10 protein-coding genes are annotated in these 11,857 nt (G+C 54.2%); 4 read left to right on the top strand and 6 right to left on the bottom strand.

Features of this window, described 5'->3' with window-relative positions:
- Window positions 1-54: 54 nt before the first annotated feature.
- On the top strand, window positions 55-399 hold the full coding sequence (gene erpA / locus ACESQ2_RS17475; RefSeq protein ID WP_004098733.1) for an iron-sulfur cluster insertion protein ErpA: 345 nt from the start codon (window positions 55-57) through the stop codon (window positions 397-399).
- A 99-nt stretch (window positions 400-498) separates the two neighbouring features.
- Here the strand turns inward: erpA and ACESQ2_RS17470 are convergent, their stop codons facing one another.
- The 3 genes from ACESQ2_RS17470 to mtnN all read right to left on the bottom strand — a co-directional run bounded on the left by ACESQ2_RS17470 (window position 499) and on the right by mtnN (window position 2,797).
- Window positions 499-1,122, bottom strand: a complete 624-nt coding sequence (locus ACESQ2_RS17470; RefSeq protein WP_009654554.1) for a TRIC cation channel family protein — start codon at window positions 1,120-1,122, stop codon at window positions 499-501.
- Window positions 1,123-1,305: 183 nt separating this feature from the next.
- Window positions 1,306-2,106 carry a vitamin B12 ABC transporter substrate-binding protein BtuF gene (gene btuF / locus ACESQ2_RS17465; protein WP_025107381.1) on the bottom strand — a complete coding sequence of 267 codons (801 nt, stop codon included), beginning with the start codon at window positions 2,104-2,106 and terminating at the stop codon, window positions 1,306-1,308.
- Window positions 2,099-2,797, bottom strand: a complete 699-nt coding sequence (gene mtnN / locus ACESQ2_RS17460; RefSeq protein WP_014227993.1) for a 5'-methylthioadenosine/S-adenosylhomocysteine nucleosidase — start codon at window positions 2,795-2,797, stop codon at window positions 2,099-2,101. Before mtnN ends, btuF begins: the two co-directional genes overlap by 8 nt.
- 84 nt (window positions 2,798-2,881) lie before the next feature.
- Here mtnN and dgt point away from each other — a divergent pair, with 84 nt between their 5' ends.
- From dgt to cdaR, 3 genes are all read left to right on the top strand, one after another.
- Complete coding sequence (dgt, locus tag ACESQ2_RS17455; RefSeq protein ID WP_046877770.1) at window positions 2,882-4,396, top strand: dGTPase; 1,515 nt, start codon at window positions 2,882-2,884, stop codon at window positions 4,394-4,396.
- A gap of 134 nt (window positions 4,397-4,530) precedes the next feature.
- Window positions 4,531-5,970 (top strand): serine endoprotease DegP, encoded by a 1,440-nt coding sequence (gene degP, locus ACESQ2_RS17450; RefSeq protein WP_004098740.1) that lies wholly within the window; start codon window positions 4,531-4,533, stop codon window positions 5,968-5,970.
- A 191-nt stretch (window positions 5,971-6,161) separates the two neighbouring features.
- Window positions 6,162-7,319 carry a DNA-binding transcriptional regulator CdaR gene (gene cdaR, locus ACESQ2_RS17445; RefSeq protein WP_004098741.1) on the top strand — a complete coding sequence of 386 codons (1,158 nt, stop codon included), beginning with the start codon at window positions 6,162-6,164 and terminating at the stop codon, window positions 7,317-7,319.
- A gap of 36 nt (window positions 7,320-7,355) precedes the next feature.
- Here cdaR and ACESQ2_RS17440 read toward each other — a convergent pair whose 3' ends face one another.
- The 3 genes from ACESQ2_RS17440 to dapD all read right to left on the bottom strand — a co-directional run bounded on the left by ACESQ2_RS17440 (window position 7,356) and on the right by dapD (window position 11,851).
- On the bottom strand, window positions 7,356-10,334 hold the full coding sequence (locus ACESQ2_RS17440; protein WP_373171002.1) for a putative mucin/carbohydrate-binding domain-containing protein: 2,979 nt from the start codon (window positions 10,332-10,334) through the stop codon (window positions 7,356-7,358).
- A 195-nt stretch (window positions 10,335-10,529) separates the two neighbouring features.
- Window positions 10,530-10,919 carry a DUF3461 family protein gene (locus tag ACESQ2_RS17435; protein WP_004098742.1) on the bottom strand — a complete coding sequence of 130 codons (390 nt, stop codon included), beginning with the start codon at window positions 10,917-10,919 and terminating at the stop codon, window positions 10,530-10,532.
- A gap of 107 nt (window positions 10,920-11,026) precedes the next feature.
- Window positions 11,027-11,851, bottom strand: a complete 825-nt coding sequence (gene dapD, locus ACESQ2_RS17430; RefSeq protein WP_004098743.1) for a 2,3,4,5-tetrahydropyridine-2,6-dicarboxylate N-succinyltransferase — start codon at window positions 11,849-11,851, stop codon at window positions 11,027-11,029.
- Between the last annotated feature and the right edge of the window lie 6 nt (window positions 11,852-11,857).

Below are 11,857 nucleotides of genomic sequence, written 5' to 3'. Positions count from 1 at the left end.
CTCAAAAGGTCGGGTTATTCTTTAACCGGTCAGAAGTATCAATGGGAGCATAAAATGAGTGATGACGTAGCGTTGCCGCTGGAGTTTACCGAAGCCGCGGCGATTAAAGTAAAAGACCTGATTGCGGATGAAGACAATCCGAACCTGAAACTGCGCGTGTACATCACCGGTGGTGGCTGCAGCGGTTTCCAGTACGGCTTTACCTTCGACGATCAGGTTAACGAAGGCGATATGACTATCGAGAAGCAGGGCGTCGGCCTGGTGGTTGACCCAATGAGCCTGCAGTATCTGGTCGGCGGCGCCGTCGATTATACCGAAGGTCTGGAAGGCTCGCGTTTTATCGTGACCAACCCGAATGCGAAAAGCACCTGCGGCTGCGGCTCCTCGTTCAGCGTCTAAAGATAGTGCGCCCGGGAGCCTCTTCTTCCCAGCCCTCTCATACAGCGAGAGGGAGCAAACGCTAAAAACGGTAACGTTAAGGTTACCGTTTTGCTTTTATTACCGTCCATTCTCATCAAGCGCGAACGTTGGCAGCTTCAGGTGCCAGCGGATGGCCGCCAGCCTGATGACCAGCGTGACCACCATACCTATCATCGCCGCGTTTTCTAACGGAACCTGAAAGGTGTAGTACGCCGTCGCATGCACGATGCCACCAACGATGCAGGCCGTCGCGTAGATTTCCGTACGCAGAATCATCGGGATTTCACGCGCCAGCACGTCGCGGATGATCCCCCCGCCGACGCCGGTGACGACCCCCATGCAGACGGCCACCAGCGGTCCGCTATGGGCAAGAAAGGCTTTGTTGACGCCAATACCGACAAATACCGCCAGACCGACGGCGTCCAGCACCGGCAGCACCCATTTGGGTAACCGGCGCGGCTGGCGTACCAGCAGGATAGTGAACATGCTGGTGACCATCGCCACCACCAGATCGGTAGGGTCTTTAACCCAAAATACCGGGCCGTTAGCAAGGGCCATATCGCGAATGGTGCCACCGCCTACCGCGGTCACCACGCCTAATACCAGCACGCCGAAAGGGTCCATGCGCAGCTTTCCAGCCAGCAGAACGCCGGAGATGGCAAACACGGCGGTGCCAATAATATCCAGCCAATAGACAAGCATCGTCAGTTCCCACTTAGAGTCTATCCCATTAGGTTATTTTATTTGCCAGTTTGGCCCCGGGCAGTGCTCACCGCCCTCACGTACCGCGTGTACGCTCCGGGTGTTCAGCGCTGCCCGTGTCCAAACTGGCTGCAACAATTGCGCCTGGTGGGATAGCCTTTTAGCACCTGGGTTAGCAGGTGATTATTTTATCTGCTCGAGCGCAGTACAGAGTTGTTTTGCGGCGAGAATAATACGTGGGCTCGCGCGTTCAAACCAGTCGCCATGTAGCGCAATAAAAGAAATTTTTAGCTGATTCTGCCAATAGCGCTCAACGGCGGGAAGTTGACTGGCGTCGCCGGCGATGACAATGGCCTGCGGCTGCCTTGCCAGTACCTGTTCACGGCTCACCTGCGGCCAGGGAACCCGGCTGGCGGCAAAAATGTTTTCTCCTCCGCACAGCGTCAGAACCTGATCCTGAATCGAGCCTTTGCTGGTGGTAAAGAGAGGGTTGGCGCCGAACTGTAAAAAAACGCGTTTTTTCGGCCCGCTCGCGTAGCGGGTTTTTAAGGCCTGGTACGCGTCCTGCATTTTCTGCGCCGCCTGCCGCGCCTTTTCCGGCTGCGGGCTCCACTGCGCCAGCTGACGAAGCGTTGCGATAATCTCTTCGATGGTCGATGTTTCGACCCAGATGACTTTTATCCCGAGCGAGCTTAGCTGATTCACCTGGCGTTCAGCGTTACCGCCGCGCCACGCCAGCACCAGGTCGGGCTTAAGGGCGACGATGCGTTCCAGATTCATCCCCTGCCAGCTGGAGACCTGCTCTATCTTTGCGGCTTCCGGGGGATAATCGGAATAGCTGCTGACGCCAACCGGCGTAATACCGGCGGCAAACGCCAGTTCAGTATTGGCGGGAGATAGCGTAATCACCCGCGGCGCGGCGAAAAGCCACGCCGGGGCAAGCAGCATCAGGACGGCAAGCGCCGCGTTGAGCGACTTAGCCACGAGCCAGGTGCTGCACCAGGTTTTCCACCATCAGGGTGGATTGCTTCGCGGCAACGGCGAGAAACTCGTCGAAGCTCAGATGCGACTGCTGATCGGCAACATCGGAGATCGCGCGAACGACAACAAACGGTACGCCATAGTTGTGGCAGACGTGCGCGATGGCGGTGGCTTCCATTTCTACCGCGACGGCCTGCGGGAAGTTGTGGCGGATTTTGGCGAGACCAATGGAACCGTTGATGAATGCATCGCCGCTGACAATGAGTCCGCGAACCGCATTAAGATTCAGCGCGCTGATGCAGGTCTCTGCGGCGGCAATCAGCTTATCATCGGCTTTGAAACCGGCAGGGCAGCCCGGCAGCTGGCCATACTCATAGCCAAACGCGGTGACGTCCGCGTCGTGATAGCGCGTTTCGTCGGAGACGACAATATCGCCAACCTTCAGGGTCGACGCGAGGCCGCCCGCAGAACCGGTGTTAATAATCACATCCGGCTTGCAGTGCTCCATCAGCAGAGTGGCGCCCATGGCGGCGGCGACTTTGCCAATGCCCGATTTCAACAAAGCGACATCAACGCCCTGCAGCTGGCCGGTGTAGATTTCGCTGCCGCCGATAGTGATGGTCTGGCGGTTGTCGATTTTGTCGCGCAGAAGGGTAACTTCTTCTTCCATTGCGCCAATAATACCGATTTTCATAGATTTACTCGCGATGTGTGGGTTTTAGCGGCATAGTCTATCATGCGCTTAGAAGGAAACGTTATTGCTCGCTCGGGGGAGATCATGGCTAAGATCGATTTTCGCAACAAGATTAACTGGCGTCGCCGCTACCGTTCACCGCAGGGCGTTGAGACGGAGCGTGAAATCCTGCGAATTTTCGAAAGCGATCGCGGACGCATCATCAACTCGCCGGCGATCCGCCGGCTGCAGCAAAAAACCCAGGTTTTCCCGCTGGAGCGCAATGCCGCGGTGCGTACGCGGCTGACCCACTCTCTGGAAGTTCAGCAGGTGGGCCGCTACATCGCCAAAGAGGTGCTGAGTCGTCTGAAAGAGCAGAAGCTGCTGGAAAGCTACGGGCTGGATGAGCTTACCGGGCCGTTCGAGAGCATTGTTGAAATGGCCTGCCTGATGCACGATATCGGCAATCCGCCATTTGGCCATTTTGGCGAGGCGGCAATTAATGATTGGTTCAGCCAGCGGCTCTTCCCCGGCGATGCGGCCAGCCAGCCGTTAACCGACGATCGCTGCGTGGTTGCGGCGCTGCGCCTGCAGGAAGGCGATAGCCAGCTGAATGAGCTGCGGCGTAAGGTTCGCCAGGACTTATGCTGGTTTGAAGGCAATGCGCAGGGTATTCGCTTAGTGCATACGCTGATGCGCATGAATCTCACCTGGGCGCAGGTGGGCTGTATTCTAAAATATACGCGTCCGGCATGGTGGCGCGGGGAACCGCCGGCTAGCCACAATTATTTAATGAAAAAACCTGGTTATTATTTAGCCGAAGAGGGCTATGTTGCGAGGTTGCGTAAAGAACTGGATCTGGCTCCTTACAATCGCTTCCCATTAACGTGGATTATGGAAGCCGCGGATGATATCTCATATTGCGTCGCCGACCTTGAAGATGCGGTAGAAAAACGCATCTTCAGCGTAGAGCAGCTTTATCAGCATCTCTATGAAGCCTGGGGCGTTCACGAAAAAGGCTCCTTGTTTAATCAGGTTGTCGAAAACGCCTGGGAGAAATCGCGTGCGAATTCTCTGAGCCGGAGTACCGAAGATCAGTTTTTTATGTATTTACGGGTTAATACGCTCAATAGGCTGGTACCGTATGCGGCGCGGCGGTTTATTGATAACCTGGCGAAGATTTTTAGCGGTGACTTTAACCATGCGCTGCTTGAGGACGATAGCGATTGCAGCCAGCTTCTTGAACTATATAAAAATGTCGCGGTAAAACATGTGTTTAGCCATCCGGATGTCGAGCAGCTGGAGCTGCAGGGCTATCGCGTGATCAGCGGTCTGTTAGATATATACCAGCCGCTGTTAAAATTATCGCTGGATGAGTTTAGTTTGCTGGTGGAAAAAGAGCGGGTGCGAAGTTTACCGATTGCATCACGTCTTTTTCAGAAACTTTCAACTCGTCATCGGTTAGCTTACATAGAAGCCGTAAATAAGATTTCGCGCAATAATCCGGAGTTTCCAGTGATGGAATATTATTATCGCTGTCGTCTCATTCAGGACTATATCAGCGGAATGACCGACTTGTATGCATGGGATGAATATCGACGATTGATGGCCGTAGAATAAGGGTGAGTTTTGTAAAGACGGACAATAAATTTTTACTTTTACCAAAACTTCATTCCGGAACTTCGCGCTATAAAATGACTCTGATAGTCACCAACACAGCAACTATTCGTTATCTGAAATTGAGATTGAAACCTATGAAAAAAACCACGTTAGCAATGAGTGCCCTGGCTCTGAGTTTAGGTCTGGCGTTGTCCCCTCTCTCTGCGAGCGCGGCGGAAACAGCTTCTTCGGCGACTAATGCGCAGCAGATGCCAAGCCTGGCGCCGATGCTGGAAAAAGTGATGCCGTCGGTCGTGAGCATTAACGTTGAGGGGAGCACCACCGTTAATACGCCGCGGATGCCGCGTAACTTCCAGCAGTTCTTTGGCGACAATTCGCCGTTCTGTCAGGATGGTTCTCCGTTCCAGAGCTCTCCGTTCTGTCAGGGCGGCGGGCAGGGCGGTGCGCCGGGTAGCGACGGCGGCCAGCAGCAGAAATTTATGGCCCTTGGTTCCGGGGTGATTATTGATGCCGCTAAAGGCTATGTTGTGACTAACAACCACGTCGTGGATAACGCGACTACTATCAAAGTTCAGCTCAGCGATGGCCGCAAGTTCGACGCGAAAGTGGTCGGCAAAGACCCGCGTTCTGATATTGCGCTGATTCAAATCCAGGATCCGAAAAACCTGAGCGCGATTAAGCTGGCGGACTCTGACGCCCTGCGCGTCGGTGATTACACCGTGGCGATCGGTAACCCGTTTGGCCTGGGCGAAACCGTGACCTCGGGGATCGTTTCCGCCCTGGGCCGTAGCGGCCTGAACGTTGAAAACTATGAAAACTTTATCCAGACCGATGCGGCGATCAACCGCGGTAACTCCGGCGGCGCGCTGGTTAACCTGAACGGCGAGCTGATCGGTATCAACACCGCGATTCTGGCGCCGGACGGCGGCAACATTGGTATCGGCTTCGCTATTCCGAGCAACATGGTGAAAAACCTGACCGATCAGATGGTCAAATTTGGCCAGGTTAAGCGCGGTGAGCTGGGCATCATGGGGACCGAGCTGAATTCCGAACTGGCGAAAGCGATGAAAGTTGACGCTCAGCGCGGCGCGTTCGTCAGCCAGGTGATGCCGAACTCGGCGGCCGCTAAGGCGGGGATTAAAGCCGGCGACGTGATTACCACGCTGAACGGTAAATCGATCAGCAGCTTTGCCGCGCTGCGTGCCCAGGTGGGGACCATGCCGATCGGCAGCAAAGTCGAGCTTGGCCTGCTGCGTGACGGCAAGCCGGTGACAGTGACCGTTGAGCTGCAGCAGAGCAATCAGAACCAGGTTGACTCAAGCACCATCTTCAACGGTATTGAAGGTGCGGAAATGAGCAACAAAGGTCAGGATAAAGGCGTCGTGGTGAGTAACGTGAAAGCGGGAACGCCGGCGGCGCAGATTGGCCTGAAGAAAGGCGATATTATCGTTGGCGCGAACCAGCAGCCGGTGAAAAATATTGCCGATCTGCGCAAAATTTTTGATGCCAAACCGTCGGTTCTGGCGCTGAATATCCAGCGCGGCGATACGTCGATTTATCTGCTGATGCAGTAATCCCTGACGGTTCGCAAAGCCCCTTTTCTCCTTGCGGAGGAAAGGGGCTTTTTTATTTCTGCCGCCCCTTCCATTTTTCGTTCTGTGATATCTTCCACAACTCCATATTTCTTAGCCCGGCTTTGTGCAAATGCACAATGCGGCGTGTTGCCAACTCTTTTATGCTGTTAGCCTGCTCACGGGAGGGTTACATGGCTGGCTGGCATCTTGATACCAAAATGGCTCAGGATATCGTGGCGCGTACGATGCGCATCATTGATACCAATATTAACGTAATGGATGCCCGCGGGCGCATTATCGGTAGCGGAGACCGCGAGCGAATTGGTGAATTGCACGAAGGTGCGCTATTAGTGCTTTCCCAGGGTCGCGTTGTCGATATTGATGATGCCGTTGCCCGACATCTGCACGGCGTGCGCCAGGGGATCAACCTGCCGCTGCGTCTGGAAGGGGAGATAGTTGGCGTCATCGGCCTGACCGGCGAACCGGAGTCGCTGCGTAAATACGGTGAACTGGTGTGTATGACCGCCGAGATGATGCTGGAACAATCGCGGCTGATGCATCTCCTGGCTCAGGATAGCCGTCTGCGCGAAGAGCTGGTGATGAACCTGATTCAGGCGGAAGAGAACACCCCGGCGCTGACCGAGTGGGCCCAGCGTCTGGGGATCGATCTCAACCAACCGCGCGTGGTGGCTATGATTGAAGTGGATAGCGGTCAGCTGGGCGTAGACAGCGCGATGGCGGAGCTGCAGCAGCTCCAGACCGCGTTGACCACGCCGGACCGTAATAATCTGGTGGCCATTGTCTCGCTGACCGAAATGGTGGTACTGAAGCCCGCGCTGAACGCCTTTGGCCGCTGGGATGCGGAAGATCACTGCAAACGGGTCGAACAGCTCATTAGCAGGATGAAAGAGAACGGTCAGCTGCGTTTTCGCGTGGCGCTGGGAAACTTTTTTACCGGACCGGGCAGCATTGCTCGCTCGTATCGCACCGCCAGAACCACCATGATGGTCGGTAAACAGCGGATGCCGGAGAGCCGTAGCTATTTTTACCAGGATTTGATGCTGCCGGTACTGCTGGATAGCCTGCGCGGCGGCTGGCAGGCCAATGAGCTGGCGCGCCCGCTGGTTCGCCTGAAGGCGATGGATAACAACGGCCTGCTGCGTCGCACCTTACAGGCCTGGTTTCGTCATAACGTGCAGCCGCTGGCGACGTCGAAAGCACTGTTTATCCACCGTAATACGCTGGAATACCGTTTAAACCGCATCTCTGAGCTGACGGGGCTGGATTTGGGTAATTTTGACGATCGTCTGCTGCTGTATATTGCGCTACAGCTCGATGAGCAGCGCTAAAAACACTCCCGCCGCAGGCGGGAGTGGGGACGGGAATTACAGGCGCTGCAGCCCGCTGGCCGTGACTTGCCAGGAGACGGTATGAGGCTGTGGCCAGGCGTTACCGTTTTGCGGGTTGATAATGACGGAGCGATCGCCGGCTTCGGCATGGAAGACTTCGATGATATAGCCTTCATCAAGTATTGCCGTATCAATATAGTCGCCAAGCTGCGCTGAACCTTTAATGGACTGGCGATAAACCACCGAGCCGCGCGTATTGTAGATATTCACCGCGGCATAGGCCGTCGTAAAGTGCTTATTCGGCACCACGGGGCTGGCGGTAAAGGTGAGCGCGCCGCGGCCAATATCCATCTCCATCGTCGCAAAACGAATATTATCATTGCCAAGTAGCTGCCAGCAGAAGAGATCGCCATACAGCTCTGTAGCCTCGTCCTCAGCATCCGTAGTTTCTTTATCCTCCGGGTCTGGCACCAGCGAACAGGTCTCCAGCCCATCCTTCACTACCCGCCAGCGGTTGTGCTGCTTCAGCGTAATGGCGCGATGCGTCGTATCATTGCTGGCGCTGGAGCGGAATGGCTCATCATGGAAAACCTCAATGATCATGTTTTCAGCGAGGGCGATAGTTTCGCTGTTTGCCAGGTTGTTGGTCGCTCCGGCATAGCTGCGGTGATAAACCACCGTTTCGTCCGCCCCGGTTACCGTAATGCTGGCGTAGGTATGGGAGACATAATACGGGTGCGGCGCGCCGGTACGGGTGGTGACCATCATGGCGTGCTGTTGATTATCGATAACGATCTGGCAAAAATCTTTGTTGCCCTGTCCTCTGAGATTGAGGGTCACGCTCTTGCCCGTCAACTCGCCCGGTTCACTATTATCCTGAGGCAGAACATCGGCATACTCTTTAAGCAGCCTGCTGCGCTTGGGCTCTTCAATATGGGAGAGCATCAGCCAGAGATCGTTTTTACATACGTTCTCTTCCTGCGCTAATAGCGAAGGCTGGTTACGCATCGCCTGAGCGTCATGCTCGAAAATAGCCAGTAAATCTTCCGCCGGATTATTATCGAGGATAAAGTTGTAAAGCCCACTCTCATCAATACGCATCAGCTGGCATTTCTCGCCCGCGATCAGCGGTAAATACTCCGGGGAGGCTTTCAGACGTCCCGGCTCGACGTGAGTAATATACAAGTGATAGTGAGGGCCGAAGGGAATAATCACCTTACCGGTGGCGCAGTTTGTGCCGTTCATATTGCGCTCAAAGACTTTTTCGCCGCTGGCGGAAAGTACGCATACGCCGGCATAGAGCGCGTCAGGGTAGTTGTTGTGCGGCGTGGCGCTGGTAATATTCAGCGTAAGCTGCTGATTTTCGAAATCGATATCCAGATATGCAAACGGCGTGTCGCCAATACCTAAAAAGCTCATTGTCACGTTACGCCCGCGGGTATCGCGTTGTCGGGGGTAGTTGATGGTAGCCGCATTCGCCCCTTCTTTTACGACGAGATAGCTGATATCCGGACGATATTTTTGTGAACGGCCTTTCGGAGGATCGATCTGGTAAACGCCGACTGGAATATCATTCAGGATCAACGTGTCATCATTAACAACCAGTGAATAATGCGTGCCACAATTATCTTTAATCGTCAGCGTTCGCCCGTAAATTTGTTCCAGCTGGTCGATATTGAACGTCAGGGATAGCGTCCCCGTTTTGCCTAATGCCGCCAGTTCGCTGTTATCCACCAGCCAGACGAAGGAGTCCAGCCCCAGCTGCCGCCGCGCGCTATCCCATTCGCTTTGCGGAAGGAAAACATATAGCGGATAGAGCGGTTTTGCCGCCAGCGCGGCGATATCTCCCTTAGTGGTAATTTCCAGCGTTAAGCCGCATAGCTCGATAAACGGCGTGACATCATACCCTGCGGCGGCGGCAATGGCGGTAGCCAACATATCGATAAGCTGATAATCGGACGGCCGGAAGCTATCGCCGTTGGCCAGTTCACGATAGTTCTGGTTAAAGGCGCTGAAGGCTTTGGTTCCTGCTTTTAGCAACATCAGCATCAGGAATTGCAGGCGCGGACGCAGGCCCCAGCTGGCGACCGGCGTCTGGTCTTTTATATAGGTCATCAGCTGGAGTTCCTGTACGGCCTGCTGACCATAGTTATAGAGCCAGCCATCCACATAGAGATGATTATCCTGGCTCAGGGTAAGCTGCTGATAGAAAGCGGCGTAAATATTGTTCCACACCTCATTGACGGGCAGAGTGGTGTCCTGCATAAATTTGCCCTGATACCCGTGCGCAATTTCATGAAGAATAACCCACTGCGTCGCAACGTTATCCAGCCAGCCTTCACCTAACGTTGATGATGTATGTGCGCACCACCAGGGGTGATAATAGGCTGCGCCGACGCCGTGTTTATCTGCCCGCACAAAGTAGCGGTTGGCGACATCCTGGTTCCACGGCGCATCCGGGCGATCGCTTAGCCCAGCCCAGTCGTTATAGCATTTGAAAAGGTGGGTGTAATAAGCGTGTAGCGAGGATAAGCCCGCTTTCATCGCATTATCGCGGTCGGCGTAGGGCAGCAGCAGGTTAATCACATCTAAATCAAGCAGCGCGAGTGCGGATTGATTTTTCTCCCAGCTGAGGAAAAATTCATCCTCAGATTGTCCTGCTTTCCAGCACGGCAGCGGTTTAGTTGCCGCAGGTTGCTGGTAGATGACGGTGAATTCGCTGGACTGGTCGGTAAACAGCGTATCGACAAAAGGAACGGTGTCGACCGTGGCGCTGACCGTTTTCCAGCCGGTGGCGATCGTGCTGGTGCTTTCTAGCGCGGTATCATTGCAAAGCAGGCGCAGAATCGAGTTGCCGTTGCTGATATCCGGTTGGCGAATGTGCAGCGGCGTATTGGCGGGCAGAATAAAGCCCAGCGGCTGGCGATCGTGCTGCCGTCCTTTTTCAAAACCGGTCTTATCCAGCCAGGGCGCAGATTGTAGGGTATAAAATTTTTGTTCAATTTCCTGTGTCATCGTATGATCTCCTTTCAGGTGGAAATTGAACATACAGCGACTTATTTTATTATGTCATTCATGTAGATAGGGATATGAGATGAAATGATATCAGAGAGGAATAGCTGATATTCGCTGATGCTGCCGGTGGGGGTGAGTGAGAAAAAAGAGGATGAGGCAGAGAGAAACAGGGCCAGCATCTGGCCCGTATCAGGCTTACTTATTGCGGGTCAGTTTTTCCAGATCGGATTCGATTTCGCTGATCTTATTCGTCACCACGCTTTCGAGGTGACGCAGATCGTCGAGGATCTTACGTTTCAGATCGATTTCGGTGCGATCGCGCTGACAGATTTGATCCAGCTCGTCGATGATATAGCGTAGATTAGGGCTAATCTCCTGGACTTCTTTATATCCCTGGCCCACGCCGTCGGCGACCACGGTTTTGCGCTGACGCGGATATTTGAACTTGACGCTCTTGGCGAAGAACTCGCCTTTATCCTTCTGAAAGTAGATTTTCAGAATGTCGTTGTTGGCTTCCTGCCGCAGGCTATAGCGATCGATTTCATCAGGATTGGTAATACCAAGACTTTTCAGATTATCGTACATAACGGTACCTTTGATATCATCGTAATCTTTGAATAATTAACGAAAAAATCCATCTTCGCCAGCTCAATATATAAAAAAAGCGGGATGCCTCCCGCTTTTCATGCTGCTTAGTCGATGGTACGCAGAAGTTCGTTGATTCCAACCTTGCCGCGGGTTTTGGCATCGACTTTTTTGACGATAACCGCGCAGTACAAGCTGTACTTGCCATCTTTTGACGGCAGGTTGCCGGAGACGACGACGGATCCCGCCGGAACGCGGCCGTAGAAGACTTCACCGGTTTCGCGATCGTAGATTTTGGTGCTCTGGCCGAGGTATACGCCCATGGAGATAACGGAACCCTCTTCGACGATGACGCCTTCAACGACTTCCGAACGCGCGCCGATAAAGCAGTTATCTTCGATAATGGTCGGGTTAGCCTGCAGCGGCTCCAGTACGCCACCGATGCCGACGCCGCCGGACAGGTGGACGTTTTTGCCGATCTGCGCGCAGGAACCCACGGTCGCCCAGGTATCAACCATCGAACCTTCGTCAACGTAGGCGCCGATGTTCACATAGGACGGCATCAGAACCGTGTTGCGAGCGATATACGCCCCCTGACGAACGGCCGCCGGCGGAACGACGCGGAAACCTTCTTTCTGGAAACGCGCTTCATCATAATCCGCGAACTTCATTGGGACTTTATCGAAGTAGCGGCTTTCCGCACCATCGATAACCTGGTTATCGTTAATACGGAAAGAGAGCAGAACCGCTTTCTTCAGCCACTGATGGGTGACCCACTGGCCGTCAACTTTTTCAGCGACACGCAGCGCGCCGGAATCAAGCAGAGAAATCACCTGGTTAACCGCTTCGCGGGTTACGGTATCCACGTTTGCCGGCGTGATGTCGGCGCGACGCTCAAAAGCGGACTCAATAACGTTCTGTAATTGCTGCATTGTTTA

It is taken from the genome of Klebsiella sp. Q11, from assembly GCF_964241505.1.
Lineage (GTDB): Bacteria > Pseudomonadota > Gammaproteobacteria > Enterobacterales > Enterobacteriaceae > Klebsiella > Klebsiella michiganensis.
This window is presented reverse-complemented; position numbering and strand designations above follow the sequence as displayed.